The sequence below is a fragment of the Saccharopolyspora gloriosae genome (assembly GCF_022828475.1).
Classification (GTDB): domain Bacteria; phylum Actinomycetota; class Actinomycetes; order Mycobacteriales; family Pseudonocardiaceae; genus Saccharopolyspora_C; species Saccharopolyspora_C gloriosae_A.
Map to the genome: position 1 here is coordinate 4,502,881 of NZ_CP059557.1, position 17,945 is coordinate 4,520,825.

Annotated in this window: 16 protein-coding genes; 8 read left to right on the forward strand and 8 right to left on the reverse strand. The window is 69.7% G+C overall.

The window, feature by feature from the left end; genetic code table 11:
* The first annotated feature begins 36 nt into the window (after positions 1-36).
* Complete coding sequence (locus tag H2Q94_RS19455) at positions 37-1,257, forward strand: FAD-dependent monooxygenase (RefSeq protein WP_243788633.1); 1,221 nt, start codon at positions 37-39, stop codon at positions 1,255-1,257.
* A gap of 69 nt (positions 1,258-1,326) precedes the next feature.
* Here H2Q94_RS19455 and H2Q94_RS19460 read toward each other — a convergent pair whose 3' ends face one another.
* The gene (locus H2Q94_RS19460; protein WP_243788634.1) at positions 1,327-1,521 is read right to left on the reverse strand and encodes a DUF397 domain-containing protein; all 195 of its coding nucleotides are present in this window, start codon (positions 1,519-1,521) and stop codon (positions 1,327-1,329) included.
* A complete protein-coding gene (locus H2Q94_RS19465) occupies positions 1,493-2,368 on the reverse strand; it encodes a helix-turn-helix domain-containing protein (RefSeq protein ID WP_243788635.1) in 876 nt (291 codons plus the stop codon). Before H2Q94_RS19465 ends, H2Q94_RS19460 begins: the two co-directional genes overlap by 29 nt.
* A gap of 118 nt (positions 2,369-2,486) precedes the next feature.
* Between H2Q94_RS19465 and H2Q94_RS19470 the strand changes: the two genes are divergently transcribed.
* The 4 genes from H2Q94_RS19470 to H2Q94_RS19485 all read left to right on the forward strand — a co-directional run bounded on the left by H2Q94_RS19470 (position 2,487) and on the right by H2Q94_RS19485 (position 6,226).
* On the forward strand, positions 2,487-2,768 hold the full coding sequence (locus H2Q94_RS19470) for a hypothetical protein (protein ID WP_243788636.1): 282 nt from the start codon (positions 2,487-2,489) through the stop codon (positions 2,766-2,768).
* 484 nt (positions 2,769-3,252) lie between these two features.
* Positions 3,253-4,497 (forward strand): ABC transporter substrate-binding protein, encoded by a 1,245-nt coding sequence (locus H2Q94_RS19475; RefSeq protein WP_243795798.1) that lies wholly within the window; start codon positions 3,253-3,255, stop codon positions 4,495-4,497.
* Positions 4,494-5,405 (forward strand): carbohydrate ABC transporter permease, encoded by a 912-nt coding sequence (locus H2Q94_RS19480; protein ID WP_243788637.1) that lies wholly within the window; start codon positions 4,494-4,496, stop codon positions 5,403-5,405. The genes H2Q94_RS19475 and H2Q94_RS19480 overlap by 4 nt, the downstream gene beginning before the upstream one ends.
* A 38-nt stretch (positions 5,406-5,443) precedes the next feature.
* Entirely contained in the window at positions 5,444-6,226 is a 783-nt protein-coding gene (locus H2Q94_RS19485; RefSeq protein ID WP_243795801.1) for a carbohydrate ABC transporter permease, read from the forward strand.
* Positions 6,227-6,788: 562 nt separating this feature from the next.
* On the opposite strand, the gene H2Q94_RS19490 is transcribed toward H2Q94_RS19485, so the two are convergent.
* On the reverse strand, positions 6,789-7,439 hold the full coding sequence (locus H2Q94_RS19490) for a response regulator (protein WP_243788638.1): 651 nt from the start codon (positions 7,437-7,439) through the stop codon (positions 6,789-6,791).
* A 15-nt stretch (positions 7,440-7,454) separates the two neighbouring features.
* The gene (locus H2Q94_RS19495; RefSeq protein ID WP_243788639.1) at positions 7,455-8,807 is read right to left on the reverse strand and encodes a sensor histidine kinase; all 1,353 of its coding nucleotides are present in this window, start codon (positions 8,805-8,807) and stop codon (positions 7,455-7,457) included.
* Between the two features lie 188 nt (positions 8,808-8,995).
* Between H2Q94_RS19495 and H2Q94_RS19500 the strand changes: the two genes are divergently transcribed.
* Positions 8,996-9,901: a CPBP family intramembrane glutamic endopeptidase gene (locus H2Q94_RS19500; protein WP_243788640.1), complete on the forward strand. Its 906-nt coding sequence runs from the start codon at positions 8,996-8,998 to the stop codon at positions 9,899-9,901.
* A 68-nt stretch (positions 9,902-9,969) separates the two neighbouring features.
* Here the strand turns inward: H2Q94_RS19500 and H2Q94_RS19505 are convergent, their stop codons facing one another.
* Positions 9,970-10,764: an acetoin reductase gene (locus H2Q94_RS19505; protein ID WP_243788641.1), complete on the reverse strand. Its 795-nt coding sequence runs from the start codon at positions 10,762-10,764 to the stop codon at positions 9,970-9,972.
* A 369-nt stretch (positions 10,765-11,133) separates the two neighbouring features.
* On the opposite strand from H2Q94_RS19505, the gene H2Q94_RS19510 reads away from it, so the two are divergent.
* Positions 11,134-12,807 (forward strand): NAD-dependent malic enzyme, encoded by a 1,674-nt coding sequence (locus H2Q94_RS19510; protein ID WP_243788642.1) that lies wholly within the window; start codon positions 11,134-11,136, stop codon positions 12,805-12,807.
* 52 nt (positions 12,808-12,859) lie between these two features.
* Here H2Q94_RS19510 and H2Q94_RS19515 read toward each other — a convergent pair whose 3' ends face one another.
* The 3 genes from H2Q94_RS19515 to H2Q94_RS19525 are packed head-to-tail and all read right to left on the reverse strand — an operon-like array spanning position 12,860 to position 16,496.
* Positions 12,860-14,950: a xanthine dehydrogenase family protein molybdopterin-binding subunit gene (locus tag H2Q94_RS19515; RefSeq protein ID WP_243788643.1), complete on the reverse strand. Its 2,091-nt coding sequence runs from the start codon at positions 14,948-14,950 to the stop codon at positions 12,860-12,862.
* Positions 14,947-15,942, reverse strand: a complete 996-nt coding sequence (locus H2Q94_RS19520; RefSeq protein ID WP_243788644.1) for an FAD binding domain-containing protein — start codon at positions 15,940-15,942, stop codon at positions 14,947-14,949. Before H2Q94_RS19520 ends, H2Q94_RS19515 begins: the two co-directional genes overlap by 4 nt.
* Positions 15,939-16,496, reverse strand: a complete 558-nt coding sequence (locus H2Q94_RS19525; RefSeq protein WP_243788645.1) for a 2Fe-2S iron-sulfur cluster-binding protein — start codon at positions 16,494-16,496, stop codon at positions 15,939-15,941. Before H2Q94_RS19525 ends, H2Q94_RS19520 begins: the two co-directional genes overlap by 4 nt.
* Positions 16,497-16,919: 423 nt before the next feature.
* Between H2Q94_RS19525 and H2Q94_RS19530 the strand changes: the two genes are divergently transcribed.
* Positions 16,920-17,939, forward strand: coding sequence for a CobW family GTP-binding protein (locus H2Q94_RS19530; RefSeq protein WP_243788646.1), 1,020 nt, complete (start codon positions 16,920-16,922; stop codon positions 17,937-17,939).
* Positions 17,940-17,945: the final 6 nt, after the last annotated feature.

Genomic DNA, 17,945 nt, shown 5'->3' on the forward strand with positions numbered 1-17,945 from the left:
GGGCGGCCACCGGCCGTCCCCGTCCAGGAGGTGCTCATGAAGATCACGTGTGTCGGCGCAGGACCGGCCGGGCTGTACTTCGCGATCTCCGCGAAGCTGCGTGACGCCGGGCACGACATCACCGTCATCGAACGTGATCCGCCCGGCGCCACCTACGGGTGGGGCGTCGTCTACTGGGACAACCTGCTGGACCCCCTCTACGCCAACGACGCGGAGAGCGCGCAGCAGATCCGGTCGGCCTCCACGCTGTGGCAGGAGCAGCAGATCGTGGTGGGCGGCAGCGATTACGGGTTCCTCGGCGGCTACGGCTTCAGCGTGAACCGCTCCACGCTGCTGGACGTGCTCTCCGAGCGCGCCACCGACCTCGGCGTGGACATCCGCTACGAGCACGGCGTGGACGACCTGTCCGAGTTCGCCGACAGCGACCTGATCATCGGCGCCGACGGTGCGAACAGCAAGGTGCGCTCACTGCACGAGGCGGAGTTCGGGACGCGCGTGGAGACCGGGAACAACCCGTACATCTGGCTCGGCACGGACATGGTGTTCGACCGGTTCACCTTCGCGTTCGAGCAGACCTCGGCGGGCTGGATCTGGTTCCACGCCTACCCTTCCAGCGCGGGCATCAGCACCTGCATCGTGGAGTGCACCGAGCAGACCTGGAAGGCGCTGGGATTCGACTCCCGCGACAACGAGGACACGGTGCGACTGCTGGAGAAGATCTTCGCGGCGCCGCTGGACGGGCACTCGCTGATCAGCCAATCGCGCGGCCAGCCCGCGCGGTGGCAGCGGTTCACGCAGGTGCTCAACAGGACCTGGCGGTACGAGAACGTGATGCTGCTCGGCGACGCCGCGCACACCACGCACTTCACCATCGGCTCCGGCACCCGGCTGGCGATCATGGACGCGGTGATCCTGGCGCAGAAGCTGCACGACCACGAGCACCTGGACACCGCGCTGCGCGACTTCGACCAGCAGGGCCGAGCCGCGCTGCGCCCGCTCCAGGCGGCCGGGCGCACCAGCATGTCCTGGTTCGAGCGGGCCGACCGCTATCTGGACCGCACCGCCACCGACGTGGCATACGCGATGGCGGCACGGCACGGCTACCAGCCGCCGTGGCAGTACCGGATGCACCAGGCGAGTCAGGTCGCGGCGGTCCGCAAGGGCATGCGCTGGTTCGACAGCGGCCAACGCTGGTACCTCGCCTGCCGCCGAGGCGAAGCCCTCGGCACCCGCCCGGAGAAGGCCACGACCCGCTGAGCTTCCGGGGTGAACGGCCCGTTCGTCCAATCTGGTTGGGCGAACGGGCCGTTCACCTGACCGGCTTCGTCAGCCGCTGAAGCGACCCGCTTTGAGGGCGGTTAAGAAGTCGTCCCACCGCGCAGCGCTGGTGGTGATGTACCCGGCGCCGCGATCCTTCGTGTCCCGGACGGCGGCACCGGCTCCTGCACGTCCTACTTCGACGCAGTTGTCGTTCGGGTTGGACCGACTCGATTTACGCCAGTTGCTCGGCGACGTCTTCATGGTTCTCCCTCTTGGTCTCGGTTGCTATCGACGAAATCAGGTCCAGAGATTCACCGGGCGGCAGCGCCATCGCACCCAGGTTCGCAAGCTCGTGGCGATATGCCTCCACATCGTCCTTCTCGTACAAGAAGGTCGGACCGCGGAAGTGTTCGAGGTGGACGGTGGGTGCGGCCTTCTCGAACTCGAACAGCACGAATGATCCGTTGTGCGCCAGCGTCCATCGCGTCTCGCACGCCGGGATGATCTGCAACGAGACGTTCGATCTCCTTGCCATGTCGCGCAAATGCCGGATCTGCTCGGTCATCACGGCGCGGCTGCCGATCGTTTCCCGCAGCACGCGCTCGGCAAGGATCACTCTGAACCGGCGGTCGGACCGAATCGCCTCACGGCGAGCCATCCGCATCTCCACGCGCACATCGCGTTCGGCGGCCGGCACCGAGGCCATGATCTCCTGCACGTAAGCACGAGTCTGGAACGGACCCGGCACGATCAGTGGCGCGACATGGGTGATCGCGGTGGCCGATCTGTCGTATTCGCTGAGCTCAATGAGATGCCCGTGCAGTCCGGACTTGCTGTCCGCAACTAGGTTCGGCTCACTGGCTGTTTCAGCGAATTCGATGAGCTCCTCATAGGCCTGCCCGGTCACGCCGAGGACACCCAAAACGCGGGAAACATGGGCCACCGGCGGTGTTCGATCACCACGCTCATAACGGGTGACGGTTCCTTGTGCGATCCCGAGCTCGGCCGCCAACTTCCGGCAGCTCCAACCCGCTTGCCGTCGGATCTCGCGCAGTTCGGCACCCAGCAGCCGCGCTTTCGGGGTATTCCGATCCTTGGCTCCGACCATGAGCCGGATTGTAGTCAGCGCCTTGATCGCCAGGACTCCCCGAAAGAGTTATTGCTCTCGTGGCTCCGGAGCCACGATTATGACTCCGGAGCCAAGATCGAGCAGTGAAGGAGACGAGATGTTGGTCGGAGAAGCCGCATCAACCCCGACGCCCGTCCCGGTGCGGTACCGGGCCGGAGTCGTCGGCGAATCGCGCCGGGTGGTGCACCCGGCGGTGCTGGAGCTGGAAGGCGCGATCTACCTCGCGCGGTGCGGCGAGCCGCTCCCGACCTCCCAAGTGGAGGTCGAATCGCAAGGCATGCCGTGCATGAAGTGCGCCGCGCTGTTGTCGCTGGGAGCCGCACCCGCGCACGGAAAGCGCGCCGTCCGGATGGTCGGCGGCGTGATCGAAGCGGCGTGACCGATCCCTGAACTCGGCCCGCTGATCACCCCCGACAGATCACGGGCCGAAGCCCGCCGGGCGCAGCGCCACCCCCTCCCCGTGGCGCGCGCCCGGACGGGCGAGGTCGAGGACGAGCGGAACCTTCCCTTTCCACGCCGCTCGTCCTCCCGGCGGTCCGGCCGGAGTCGTTGCCCCCGAGCCCCGGCCGGACCCGCTGAAGTTGTGAAGTGAACGGTCCGTTTGACCAATCGGATCGGACGAAGGGGCCGTTCACCTGACCGAACCCGGTGCGCGCCTCCTCGATGCCCACTCCATCGGGCGAACCGTCGGGCGAGCGCCGCTCGACGTGGTGGCGACCATCGGGCCGAGTGTCCTGCTCCGATGGCGCGGCGGTGCCCAGCGACCACGGTGTGGGAGTGGTTGACCTGCACGATCTTGCGTCTTAGCGTCAGCCGTCGTGCGCAGATCGACTTCCAGTGCCGGTGGTGCCGGCGGGCCGGGCATGTCCCGGCGGACCCTGCTGACCGCTTTCGGAGTGGGAGCGCTGGGACTCACCGCCGCCGGGTGCGGCTCCAACACCGGCCGGGGCGGCTCCGCGCCCGGCTCGTTGCAGCAGTGGTACCACGCCTACGGCGAGGACGGCGTGCACGAGGCCGTGCAGCGCTACGCCGCCGAATACCCGCGTGGCGAGGTGTCGGTGCAGTGGAACCCCGGCGACTACGACTCGAAGATCGTCACCGCGTTGCAGAACAGCGCCGTGCCGGACGTGTTCGAGGGGCAGGCCAAGGTCGACTGGGTGCGGCAGGGGCAGGTCGTGCCGCTGGACGATCTGATCGCCGACGTGCGCGCCGACTTCCCCCCTCAGGTGCTGGAGACCGCGACCGTCGAGGGCAGGCTCTACGGGATCCCGCAGTCCGTCGACACCCAGGTGCTGTTCTACCGCAAGAGCAGGCTCGCGGCGGCCGGTGTGCGTCCGCCCGAGACGGTGGACGAGCTGATCGACGCCGCGAAACGACTCAACTCCCCCGCCGGAAACGGGCTGTTCGTCGGCAACGACGGCGGAGTCGGAGTGCTCGGCGGGCCGCTGCTGTGGTCGGCCGGACTGGACTACCTCAGCGCCGATCAGCGCCGCACCGGCTTCGACGATCCGCGCGCCGCGACCGCGTTCGGCAAGCTCGCCGAACTCAACGACAGCGGCGGGCTGCTGCTGGGAGCGCCCGCCGACTGGTCCGATCCGAGCGCGTTCATCGACGGGCTCGTCGCGATGCAGTGGACCGGGTTGTGGAACATCCCGAAGGTCGCTGCCGCCCTCGGCGACGACTTCGGCGTGCTGCCGTTCCCGCGCCTCGACGCGCAAGGCGCCCCGTCGGTCCCGATCGGCGCGTACGCCGCGATGGTCAATGCGAAGAGCGCGAACGTGGCCGCCGCCAAGGACTTCCTGCGCTGGCTGTGGATCGAGCGCACCGACCACCAGACCGAGTTCGCGACCGGGTTCGGCTTCCACATCCCCGCCCGCGACAGCCTCACCGCTCACGCGGCGAACCTGCGGTCCGGTCCCGCCGCCGACGCCGTGCGGTTCACCCGCGAACACGCTCATCTCGTGGGTGGTCCATTGTGGACATCGGCAGCGAATTCCGCGTTGTCCGACGCGTTGTTCCGCATCGCCCGCCAAGGTGCCGATCCCGTTGAGCAGACCCGTCAAGTCGTGACCGTCTCGGACACCGAGCTGAAACGCCTGTACGGGTGAGCACGCGTTCTCGTCGCGACACCCGCGACTTCTGGCTGTTCGTCGGTCCGCTGCTGCTCGGGCTGATCATCTTCTCCTACGTGCCGATCGGCTGGAGCCTGTACCTGAGCTTCTTCGACGCCCGCAACACCGTCACGCCCGAGGTGTTCGTCGGCGTCGGGAACTACACCGCGATGCTCACCAACGAGGCGTTCCTGTCCAGCCTCGTCACGTTCAGCGCGTTCGCCGTCGGCATCGTGCCGCTCACCTACGTCGCCGCGCTCGCCCTGGCGCTCGCGGTGGACCGGGTGAAGTTCGCGAAGGCGTTCTTCCGGTCGGTGTTCTTCCTGCCGTTCGCCTGCTCCTACGTGGTGGCCGCGCTGATCTGGAAGACTTCGCTGTTCTCCGGGGTGAACTACGGGCTGGTCAACAGCGTGCTCGGCGCGTTCGGCATCGACCCGGTGGCGTGGACGGGCACCGCCGATCCGCCGCTGTACTGGATCGTGCTGATCACCGCTCGGCTCTGGTTGCAGCTCGGCTTCTACATGCTGCTGTTCATCGCCGCGCTGCAACGCATCCCCGACCGGCTCTACGAAGCGGCCTGGCTGGACGGGGCGAAACCCGGCTGGCAGGTGTTCCGGTACATCACGCTGCCGCAGCTGCGCGGAACCAGCGTCGCCGTGCTGCTGCTGTTGCTGATCAACGCGTTCCAAGCGTTCGACGAGTTCTACAACATCCTCGGCGACGCGCGCGGCTACCCGCCGTACGGGCGGCCGCCACTGGTGTACCTGTACTACACCGCACTCGGCTCCGGCGGCCAAGACCTCGGTCGCGGCAGCGCGGGAGCGGTGATCCTGTCGGTGCTGATCGCGGTGGTGACGCTGGTGCAGGGCAAGGTGCTCGGATTCGGCAAGGGGCGAGACCGGTGAGCCGCGCCGGAGCCGTGCTGCGCTGGACGGCGCTGGTGATCGCGGCGGCGCTGTTCCTGCTGCCGTTCTACCTGCTGATCCGCAACGGGCTCGCCACCCGCGAGGAGATCACCTCACCGCAGTGGACGTTCCTGCCCGCCGACCTGCACTGGGAGAACGTGGCCGCGCTGTTCGTGGACACCGAAGTGCCCTTCGCCCGCAGCCTGCTCAACTCGGCGATGGTGGCGGTGCTGCAGACCGGGGGTGAGCTGCTGCTGTGCTCGGCCGCCGGATACGGGCTGGCGCGGATTCCGTACCGGCACTCCGGCAAGGTGCTGGGCGTGGTCGTGGCGACGCTGCTGGTGCCGACCTCGGTGACGTTCGTGCCGAGCTTCGTGCTCGTCTCCAGCCTCGGCTGGCTCTCGGACCTGCGCGGACTGGTCGTTCCGGGGTTGTTCAGCGCGCTGAACACGGTGCTGTTCCGGCAGTTCTTCCTGGACTTCCCCAGCGAACTGGAGGACGCGGGACGCATCGACGGCCTCGGGCGGTGGGGCGTGTTCCGGCGGATCGTGCTGCCGAACTCCACCGGGTTCCTGGCCGCCATCGCCGCCATCACGTTCATCGGGAGCTGGAACTCGTTCCTGTGGCCGCTGGTCATCGCTCAGGACTCGTCGTCGTGGACCGTGCAGGTCGCGCTCTCCGGGCTGCTCACCGCGCAGAACCCGCAGCTGAACCTGCTGTTCGCGGCGGCGGCGATCTCCATCCTGCCGATCGTGCTGCTGTTCGTCGGCCTCCAGCGGTACCTGGTGCGCGGCGTGACCGAGACCGGCGTCAACGGGTGAGCGCTTGCTGGATCTTCGCTGGTAACAGGGCCGTTGCTGCGGTTTCATGGCGCTGACACGTGGCGGGTCGAGACTGACGCCCTCCGGTTGAACAGCGCGGCGGCTCCGGTCCGCCGCACCGGTCCCGGAGCTGATCGTTCGCCGCGCCGGAAGGACTCTGATCATGCTGCACGCCTTGGGCACCATCGCCGTCGTCACCGCGGGCATCGCCGGGTTCTGGGCCGGTTACCACCTCGACGCCCGCCGCACGCACCGCCCCACCGCCTCCGCCGCCGCCTGAGCAGCGACTGATTCGGAGCGAGTGAACGGACCCTTCGACCAATCCCGTTGGACAAACGGTCCGCTCACTCCAACCTCCGGCACCGCAACGACAGACCCTCACCGACTCGGAGCGAGTGAACGGACCGTTCGACCAATCCCCTTGGACAAACGGTCCGCTCACTCCAACCTCCCGACACCACAACGACAGACCCTCACCGAACCGGAGCGAGTGAACGGACCGTTCGACCAATCTCGTTGGACGAACGGTCCGCTCACTCCGGCCGCGCCGGTGTTGGGGAGCTCAGTCGTTGAGGAGGCCTGCGTCGTGGGCGAGGATGGCGGCCTGGACTCGGTTCGTGCAGTCCAGCTTCGCGAGCAGGCGGCTCAGGTGCGCCTTCACCGTGCCCACGGCCATGTGCAGGTGTTGCCCGATCTCCGCGTTGGACGAGCCGGCGCCGACCTGCCGCAGCACGTCGGTCTCCGCCTCGGTGAGCTCGGCGATGCGCCGCCGCGCGGGTTCGGCCGCGTCCGGGGTGAGCAGGTGGCGTTCGATGAGGCTCCGGGTGATCTGCGGGGCGAGGATCGGCTCGCCGTCGGAAACCTGGCGCACCGCTCGGATCAGTTCCGCGGGGCCGGTGTCCTTGAGCAGGAATCCGCCCGCGCCGACGCGCAACGCCCGCGCGACATTGCGGTCGTCGCCGAACGCGGTGAGCACGATGCTGCGGGTGCGCGGCGACTCCCGCGCGATCCCGGCGACGGCGGTGATGCCATCACCACCGGGCATCTGCACGTCCAGCAAGGCCACGTCGACCTCCTGGCTGCGGCAGGCGTGCACCGCCTCGGGTCCGTCGGCGGCCTCCGCGACCACTTCGACGTCCTCGGCGTTGTCCAGGATCAGCCGGATGCCGGTGCGCATCAGAGCCTCGTCGTCCGCGATGAGCACCCTGATCATGGGCCGGATCGTAGGTCACCGGTAGAACGCAACGACCACCAGGGCCACGCTCGTGCCGAGCAGCAGCAGGCCCAGGATCAGCAGCAGGCATCCTGCGCCGAGAGCACGTGGCAGCGTCAGCACATCGGCGTCGAGCACCGGCGGCGGCTCCCGCACCGGCCCGATCTCTTGGCGCGGCGCGGAAATCGGCGGCCGCGCGGGCAGTTCCGCCCGGAGCGCGAAACCGCCGTCGGGCGCGGCGGCGCCCGCCAGCTCGCCGCCGAGCATCCGGGCGCGTTCCTCCAGCCCGGCGAGGCCGCTGCGCAAACCGGACGCCGGACGGTCCGTCGCCTCCCCCGGGCCATTTCCGACGCGGAGCAGGATCCGGTCGGCGGCGGTCACCTCGACCACGACGGCGGCGCCCGGCGCGTGCTTGTGGGCGTTGGTGAGCCCTTCCCGCACGATGCGGTGCACGGCGTGCCGAGTCCGCGGGTCCACTCCGTCGAGGTCTGCGCCGCGCCAGTCCAGCGAGACGGGCATGCCCGCCGCCCGCGACTCCGCGACGAGGCGTTCCACGTCCGGCCGGCAGCCGCTTCGCTCGTCGAACGCTTCGTGCTCGCTGGTTCCGGAGCGGAGCACACCGAGGATCTCGCGAAGTTCGGTGAGCGCCTCACCGGCGGTGGTGCGCACGAAGGTCGCCTGGTCACCGAGCTTCGGCGTCTCCTTCGCGGCGGTCAGCTCCAGCGCCCCGGCGTGCAGCGACAGCAACGACAGCCGGTGCCCGAGCATGTCGTGCATTTCGCCGGCGATGCTCGCCCGCTCCGCTGAACGGGCCTGTTCGGCGGTGAGGTGGCGAGCCTGCTCCAGGTAGTCGTTGCGCTCCCGCAACAAACGCACCAGCGGCTGACGCGCACCGAGCAGCGCGCCCGCGATCAGCGGCACGAGCAGTTCGATGGCGAAGTAGAGGGCTTGCGCCGACACCAGTTGGCCGAGCGGCATGGCCTCCTCGCGCAACGTCACCAGCACCGCCTTCACGACGGCCGTGATCAGCACCGCCGACCAGAGCCGCCAATCCCACCGCACCCGCCGGGCGGCCGTGAAGGCGACGACGATCGACGCGACCGACGCGGCGGCCATGGAATCACCGACGGCCAGCACGGTGGTCGCCAACAGTGCTCCGACCGGCCACCGCCTGCGGGCGGGCACGAGCGTCGCGGCGTAGACGGCGAGGAACACGGCGACGGGCAGCGGCAGCGGATCGCGAAGCACGAACGCCGGAGTGAGCAGGCCCTCCGCCAGCAGCAGCGCGAAGCACACGGACTCCAGCACGATCGTCCGGCGGGGTGCGGCGCGCACAGCAGCGACGATCCGTTCCGCCTCGGCGGCCACGGCGGACGGATACCGCGCTGGTTTTTCCCTGGACACAACGACATTCTCACCGCACCCCGATCGGCCCGGTAGCGCCGGGTGGCTCGGAAGGCGTGTCCGATCGGCCATCGGCAGTGGCCGCTCGGATGAAGACCGTTCCACGAGCGCACCTCTAATGTTGATCAGGACCGATCGATGTGAGGACTCAGATGCTTCAAGAGCAACCACCCCGGGCCGACCAGGCGGAAGGCGTTCCGTACCACCTGTTGCAGCGCACGTCTCGGCATCGCTGGTGGCGCACCCTAATCGGGTTCGGGCTGCTCACCGTGCTCGGCGGGTTCGCACTGATGGCGACGTTCGGCGCGTTGGCCGGGATCGCCGTGATGGCCGGATTCGAGATGGACGTGGACGGGTTCGCGGACCCGACGTGGGAACTCGCGGCGATGATGGCGTCCATTGCCGCGCTGCTGCCCGCCGTGCTGCTGGCCGCCCGGTGGGCGCACCGCCGCCCGGCCGGAACGCTGTCCAGTGTGGAAGGACGGTTGCGGTGGCGGTGGATGTGGCGCTGCGGGTGGTGGGCGCTGGCCGGTTTCGCCGCGGTCACGGCGTTCGGCCTGGCCCGAGGAGAATCACTGGACCTCAGCGGGTGGCCGGGTTGGCCGCACTACCTGCTGCTCGCGCTGATCACGCTGGCCGTGGTGCCGTTCCAGGCCGCCGCCGAGGAGTACCTGTGCCGCGGATTCCTGTTGCAGGGCTTCGCTTCCTGGCTGCGCACCCCGTGGCCGGGCGCGGTGCTCACGGCACTGCTGTTCGTGGCACTGCACGAGTACGACGATCCGCTGGTGATCGCCGACCTGTTCGTGTTCGCGATCGCGATGAGCTGGCTGACGATCCGCACCGGTGGCCTGGAGGCGGCCATCGCGCTGCACGTGGTGAACAACGTCGGCTCCGTGCTGATGGAGTCGACCCAGGGCGTTCCGGGAATGGAGCAGGCCGGTGATTACTCGGCGTGGGAAGTCCTGCCGCTCACACTGCTCACGGTGCTCTACACCTGGTGGATCGACCGCCTCTCCCGCCGCGCCGGCCCGCCCCGGCGAGCCGAAAGTGCGGAGTGAACGGCCCATTCGACCAAGCGGACTGGGCGAACGGGCCGTTCACCCGGATCAGGTGCCCGGCGGTGGCGTCAGGAGAACTGGATGCCACCGTCGATCATCACCGACTGCCCCGTCATGTAGTCCGAGTCGGGCGAGGCCAAGTAGGACACGAACTTCGCCACGTCCTCCGGCACCGAGACCCGGCCGAGGTGGATCAGCTCGGAGTACTTGTCGATCGCCGCGCCCTTGCGCAGCCCCTCGTTCTCCGCGAGCTTCTCGTCGATGTGGTCCCACATGGCGGTGCCCACGATGCCGGGGCAGTAGGCGTTGACGGTGATGTCGTGCTGCGCCCACTCCATCGCCGCGGCCTGCGTCAGTCCGCGCACCGCCCACTTCGACGCCGAGTACGGCCCCAGCAGCGGGAACGGCCGGTACCCGACGATCGAACACGCCCCGATGATCTTGCCGCCGCCGCCTTGGGCGATCATCCGCTTGGCCGCGGCGGTGTAACACAGGTGCACGCCGCGGAGGTTGATCGACATGAGGTGGTCGAACTCGTCGGGAGTGACCTCCAGCAGCGGTTTGACGTGCGCGATCCCGGCGTTCGCGATCATCACGTCGAGCTTGCCGAGGTCCGTTGCGACCTGCTCGACCATCTCGTCCACGGCCACCGGGTCGGACACGTCGGCGAGCACCGTCGTGCTCCGGCGCCCGGCGGCCTCGATCTCGGCTGCGACGGCCTTGAGCGCCGCCTCGTTCGACGGGATGTCGTTGACCGCGACGTCCAGCCCGTCGGCGGCCAGCCGCAGCGCGATGCTCCGGCCGATGCCCTGTCCAGCTCCGGTGACCAGCGCGACCCGCGGCGTCGTTGCCTGTGCGGCCATGAGGTGCCTCCCATTCGTGTGGCCCGGCTCACCCGAGCCGGTCAGGTCGAATGTTGCCGTCCGCGAACCTCACCACCAAGTTGCTTTGTCACATGCTGACAACGCCCCGCGCACGGCCGCGCCACCGGTCGGCCGAGCTCGACCACCGGGCGCAGGAACGTCCGCCGCGACCGCCCTGCCGATCGTGCGAGGCACACGTTCCGGGAGCGGCCCTGGACGTGCTCCTCACGGTTTGAGCGGACGCGTGGGAGGACTTAGCGTGGTTGGTGACGAAGCATCGTCCGTCCGCCGTGGGGCAGCGCTACCGCCCGTGGGCCATCCTTCGAAAGCCGTCCAGGCCTCGAGGTTCACGGCAGGAACGGAGGGACCGTGGGCCATGTTCCACCCGTGCTGTGCGACCCGCTGCGCAACCGCGGCACCGCTTTCACACCGGCCGAGCGCGCGGAGCTCGGCCTCACCGGTCAGTTGCCGTCGGCGGTGGAGACCCTCGACCAGCAAACGTCCCGGGCCTACGCCCAGTTGAACCAGCAGCCCACGGACCTGGCGAAGTACATCTACCTGGACACGCTGCACGATCGCAACGAGACGCTGTACTTCAGGCTCCTGCTGGACCACCTGCCCGAGCTCCTGCCCGTGGTCTACGACCCGACGGTCGGCGAAGCGATCCAGCAGTGGAGCCGTGACTACCGTCGTTCCCGGGCGGTGTACCTGTCCATCGACAGGCCGAACGACGTCCGGGCCTCCTTCGAGAACCTCGGGCTGGGACCGGACGACGTCGACCTCATCGTCGTCTCAGACGCGCAGCAGATCCTGGGAATCGGCGACTGGGGCGTCAACGGCACCGACATCTCCATCGGAAAGCTCGCCGTCTACACCGCCGCGGCCGGAATCCACCCGGGGCGGGTGATCGCGGTCAACCTCGACGTCGGCACCGACAACCAGATCCTGCTCAACGACCCGATGTACCTCGGCAACCGGCACGCCCGCGTGACCGGTGGGGCCTACGACGACTTCGTGGCGCTGTACCTGTCCACCGTCGCCGAGCTGTTTCCGCGGGCGGTGCTGCACTTCGAGGACTTCGGTCCGTCCAACGCCCGGCGCATCCTGGTCGACAACGCGGCGAACCACCGGATCTTCAACGACGACCTGCAGGGCACCGGGGCGATCGTGCTGGCCGCCGTCATCTCCGGGCTCAAGGTGACCGAGCAGTCCTTCGCCGAGCAGCGGCTCGTCGTCTTCGGCGCGGGCACCGCCGGCACCGGCATGGCCGACCAGATTTCGGCCGCCATGGTCCGGGGCGGTCTCACCTCGGAGCAGGCGAAGTCCCGGGTGTGGCTGATCGACGAAGACGGCTTGGTCGCGGACGACATGGACGGCCTGCCCGAGTACCAGTCCGCTTACGCCCGCCCGGCGGCGGAGGTGCGTGACTGGGAGCGCACCGGCGGGAAGATCGACCTGCTGACCGTCGTCCAGCGGGTCGAGCCGACGATCCTCATCGGCACCTCCACCGTCCACGGCGCGTTCACCCAGGAGGTCGTGGAAGCACTCTGCGCCGGAGTGGACCGCCCGATCCTGTTGCCCTTGTCCAACCCCACCTCGCGCATCGAGGTGCTACCGGAGCAGGCGATCCCGTGGTCGAAGGGCAAGGCCCTCGTGGCCGCCGGTATCCCCGTCGACCCGGTCACCTACGACGGCACCACCTACACCATCGGACAGGCCAACAACGCCCTGCTCTACCCGGGCCTCGGGCTGGGCACCATCGTGGCCGGTGCGGAGCACATCACCGACGGCATGCTGCTGGCCGCGGCGAACGCGGTGGCCGCCCAGGCCGACGTCGCCGAACCGGGCTCCTCGCTGCTGCCACCGGTGCGGAACCTGCGCGCCTCCTCGGCCGTCGTCGCCGTCGCGGTCGCCGAGGCGGCCGTCGAGGACGGCGTCGCCACCGCCGCACCCGACGATCTCGTCCGAACCGTCCACGACGCGATGTGGCAGCCCACCTACGAGGCACCGGCGACCGCAACGGAGCAGGAGAACGACCGCTGACCGAGGATCGGCCCTGGCCAGAGCAGACCCTCCCGACGCGACCGTCCGGGGCTCACCCGGTGGCGCGGATTCGATCGAGGGTGATCGGGAGGTCGCGGACTCGAGTACCGGTGGCGTGGTGGACGGCGTTGGCGATGGCTGCCGCCGTTCCGGTGGCGCCGATCTCGCCGATTCCCTTGACTCCGGCCGGGTTCAGGTCGTCGTCGTGTTCGTCGATCCAGTGGGCCTCGATGTCGCGGACGTCGGCGTTGGCGGCGATGTGGTAGCTCGCGAGGTCGGCGTTGACGAAGTCGCCGTGCACCGCGTCGATCTCGCCCTGTTCGAGCAGCGCCGTCGACAGGCCCATCACCATGCCGCCCAGCAGCTGCGAGCGCGCGGTCAAGGCGTTGACGATGCGTCCGGCGGCGAACACGCCGAGCAGCCGGTCCACCCGCACCTCGCCGCTGTCGGAGTCCACGCGGACCGCGGCGAACTGGGCGCCGAACGCGTGCCGCGCCAGCTCCGGCCTGCCCGCGACGTCCTCGGAGGTGTCCGCCGTCGCCTCCAGTCCACCGTCGGGGACGACGCCGCCGTGTTCGCCGATGTCCTTCTGCAGCAACCGAATCGCCTTGATCATCGACCAGCTCCAGGACGCGGTGCCCGCCGAGCCGCCCGCGAACGGCGCCGGCCCGAACGCGCTGCGCCCGACCCGCACCGACACGTTCTCGCACGGCACGTCGAGCTCGTCCGCTGCCAGCTGCAGCAGCGCGGTGCGCGCCCCGGTGCCGATGTCCACGGCCGCGATCCGGACGGTGAACGTGCCGTCCTCGTGAGCCAGCACCGTCGCCGAGGACGGCAGCGTGAAAGCGGGGAAACTGGAAGCCGCCACACCGGTGCCGAGCAGCCAGCGCCCTTCGCGACGCGCACCCGGGGTGCGATCGCGGCCGTCCCAGCCGAACCGCCGCGCCCCGTCCCGCAGGCAGGCCACCAGATTCCGGCTGCTGAACGGCAATCCCGACTCCGGTTCCGCCTCCGGGTCGTTGCGCGCCCGCAGCTCGATCGGGTCCAGGTCGAGTTCGTGAGCCAGCTCGTCCATCGCGGACTCCAGGGCGAACAGGCCCGGCATCTCCCCCGGCGCCCGCATCGGTCCCGGAGTCGTCAGGTCGACCCGCTGGATGCGGTGGGACGTGCGCAAGTTCGACGTCCCGTACATCACGCGGCCGACGGTGGCCGCCTGCTCGATGAACTCCCCGTACCGCGAGGTGTGCGTGATCGACTCGTGGTCGACTGCGGTGAGCCCGCCCGCGCTGTCGGCGGCGAGCCGCACGTGCTGCACCGTGGGCGCGCGGTGCCCGGCGAGGCTGAACATCTGCTGCCGGGTGGCGGCCACCTTCACCGGCCGCCGCACCAGTTTCGCCGCGAGCCCGGCCAGCACCGGAATCGAGCGCGGGAACGCCTTCGCGCCGAATCCACCTCCGATGTGCTCGGCGATGACCCGGACTCCGCCGTCGGGCAGGCCGAACAACGCGGCGAACTCCACCGCCGACATCGCCGGTCCTTGGTCGGAGTTGTGCAGCGTGAGTTCCTCGTCGTCCCAGCGCGCGATGGTCGCGTAAGGCTCCAGCGAACTGGTGTGCTCGGCGGGCATCGAATACGTCGCGGCGATCCGGGCGGACGCCGACTCCCACGCCGCGTCCACGTCGCCCCGATCGGTGATCGACGGGTATCCGGCGTTGACCGTCGGCGTCGTTTCCAGTTCACCGTCCGGGTCGAGCACCGACTGGTGCGGCTGTTCCTCGTAGTCGACGCGCACCAGCGACGCCGCCTCCCGAGCCGCTTCCAGCGAGCTCGCGACCACGGCACCGATGATCTGCCCGCGGAACAGCACCTCGTGGTCCTGCAGAATCCAAGTCTCCGGGTTGGCGCCGCGCACCAGCCGCCCCGAGGCGCCCGGCTCCATCGCCGTCAGCACCTCCGGAACGGCCAGTGCCGCGCCGAGGTCCATCGACCTGATCCGCCCGCGCGCGATGGTGGCGGTGACGGGCCAGGCGTAGGCGGAGTGCTCCATCCGCCACTCGTAGGAGTAGGTGGCCTGGCCGGTGACCTTCGCCCGGCCTTCGCTGCGGCGCAGCCCGGTACCGACGGTGCGTTCGGAAGTGGTCATCGCTCGATTTCCTCGTTGAGGTCGCGGACGACGGCGGCGAGCACGTCGGCGGCCAAGTCGATCTTGAATTCGTTGTGCGGCAGCGGCCGCGCCTCGGCGAACTCGGCGCGGCCCGCGGCGCGCAGCAGCTCCGCGTCGGGCCGCTGCCCCCGTAGCGCCCGTTCGACGGCCCGCGCCCGCCACGGTTTCGGTGCCACCCCGCCGAAGGCGACGCGCAGTTCGGCGAGGGAACCGTCAGCGTGCGCGGTCAGCGACACGGCGACGGACACGACGGCGAACGCGAACGACGCCCGGTCCCGGACCTTGCGGTACCGCGTCCGCGCCCCGGCAGGCGGCGCGGGCACCGACACGGCGGTGATCAGGTCGCCGGGTTCGAGGACCGTCTCGCGTTGCGGGGTGTCGCCGGGCAGCCGGTAGAAGTCGTCGAGCGAATAGCGCTGCTCGGAGCCGTCCGCGCGCCGCACGTGCACCGCCGCGTCCAGCGCGGCCAGCGCCACCGCCAGGTCGGACGGGTGCGCGGCCACGCAGGAGTCGGAGGTGCCGATCACCGCGAGGTCGCGGTGCGCTCCCTCGATCGCCGGGCAGCCCGAACCGGGTTCCCGCTTGTTGCAGGGCTTCGTCGTGTCCTGGAAGTAGCGGCAGCGGGTGCGCTGCACCAGGTTGCCCGCCGTCGTGGCCATCGACCGCACCTGCCCGGAGGCTCCGGCCAGCACCGCCTCCGCGAGCAGCGGGAACCTGCGGCGAATCTGCTCGTCCCCGGCCAGGTCGCTGTTGCGGACGCCCGCGCCGATGAGCACTCCGCCGTCGGCGTCGTGTTCGATCCGGTCCAGGCCGAGTTCGGTGACGTCGACCAAGGAGCTCGGGCGCAGCACGTCGAGCTTCATCAGGTCGACGAGGTTCGTGCCGCCGCCGAGCAGCATCGCGCCGGGTCGCTGCGCGGCCAGCGAGGCGGTGGCGACGTCGGTGGCGCGGGCATAGCTGAACGGCTTCATCGGTGCGCCCCCACCGTCGAAGCGACGTCCAGAACGGCCTCGCGGATGCCCGCGTAGGCGCCGCAGCGGCACAGGTTGCCGCTCAGCCGCTCCCGCACCTCCGCCTCGTCCAGGGCGGCCGCGTCGGGGACGCCGTCGGCGACATCGGCCGTGACGTGGCTCGGCCAGCCCCGGTCGGCTTCGGCGAGCGCGCCGATCGCCGAACAGATCTGCCCCGGAGTGCAGTAGCCGCATTGGAAACCGTCGCGTTCCAGGAACGCCCGCTGCATCGGGTGCAGCCCTTCGGCGGAGCCGGCTTCGGCGACGCCTTCGATGGTCACGACCTCGCGGCCTTCGGCGGCCACCGCCAGCAGCAGGCACCCGTTGGCCCTCCTGCCGTCGACGAGCACCGTGCAGGCACCGCATTGGCCGTGGTCGCAGCCCTTCTTCGCGCCGGTCAGCCCGGCGTGTTCCCGCAGCGCGTCGAGCAGCGTCACCCGGTTGTCAACGGTCATGGGCAGAGCTCGCCCGTTCACCTGAAGCACCAGGTCGGTCGTGGTGGGATCGCCGGTCATTCTCGGGTGCACTCCTCGCGAGCGCTCGCCGCCGTGTTCGACGGCGGCGAGTGTGGACAACGCGTCCCGGGGTGGGGACGTGCCCACTCTGCGGGGCGCCCGGCGGCGGTAACAGGGTCGAAATGTCCTAGGTTCACGACACCCACCCGCCGCGACCGGTCACGGTGACCCGGTAGGTTCGGGGGGCCGGCAGGTCCGTGCGGGGTGATCTTCCGAGCGGTGTCCTGTCAGCGGCGGAGCCGAGCAGTGGCCGGCCGAGCAGGACGACCGGTGGCCGGTTCTGGAGCGGCTTCCTCGTGAGGACGGCACTTTCCCCGTGCCGGTGGCCTGGGGAAATCGCTGACGCACCAGCCGGGGACGCAGCGAGGAGCCGCCGAGGTTCCGCCACCGACCCACTACGCGAGCCGTGCTGAGAGGAATCCCGTGGCAGGTAGGCAGATCCCGGTGGTGCTCGTCGCCGGCTTCCTCGGTTCGGGCAAGACCACGTTGCTCAACCACCTGCTGGCCACCGCGGGCGGCACCCGCATCGGGGTGGTGGTCAACGACTTCGGCAGCATCAACATCGACGCGATGAACGTCGCCGGTCAAGTGGATTCGATGGTGTCGCTGAGCAACGGCTGCCTGTGCTGCGCCGTAGACGCGAGCGGCCTGGACGCGATGCTCGCGCGGCTGGCCGAGCCCGGCGCGGGCATCGACGTGATCGTCGTGGAGTGCAGCGGCCTCACCGACCCGCGGGAACTGATCCGGATGCTCCTCGCGGGCGAGGACCCGAACACCGGCTACGGCGGGCTGGTCGAGGTGGTGGACGCCGTCGAGTTCGACGGGACACGGCAACGCCACCCGGAGTTCGCGGCGCACCTGCGCTACGCCGACGCGGTGGTGCTGAACAAGATCGACCGCGTCTCGGCGACCGAACTCGCCGCGCTGCGCGACACGGTGGCCGCCGAAGCGCCCGGAGCGCCGGTGCTGGAAGCGGTGCGCGGGCAGGTGAATCCGGCGTTCCTGTTCGACGGTCCGGAACGGCCCGCCGACACCGGGCCTCGGCAACTGTCCTTTTCGGACCTGATGGCCGAGCACGATTGCTCCGAGCACGCGCATTCCGCTTACCAGAGCGTGGAATTCACCTCGGACCGGCCGATGGACCCGCGAGCACTGATGGGCTTCCTCGACGACCGGCCCAGCGGGCTCTACCGAATGAAGGGCACCGTCCACTTCGGAATTCCCGGGCATCGGCAGAAGTTCCGGCTCAACACCGTGGGCAATTACGTCCGCTTCCACCGCGCGCCGTGGCCCGGCGACGAACCCCGCCGCACGTCCCTGGTGCTGATCGGCACCGAGCTGGACACTTCGGAGCTCCACGATCGCCTGGCGGCCTGCGCCGCCGACGCACCGGAGGACGCCGACGAGTACGCGATGCTCCCGGTGCTGCGCTTCACCGCCTGAACCGGT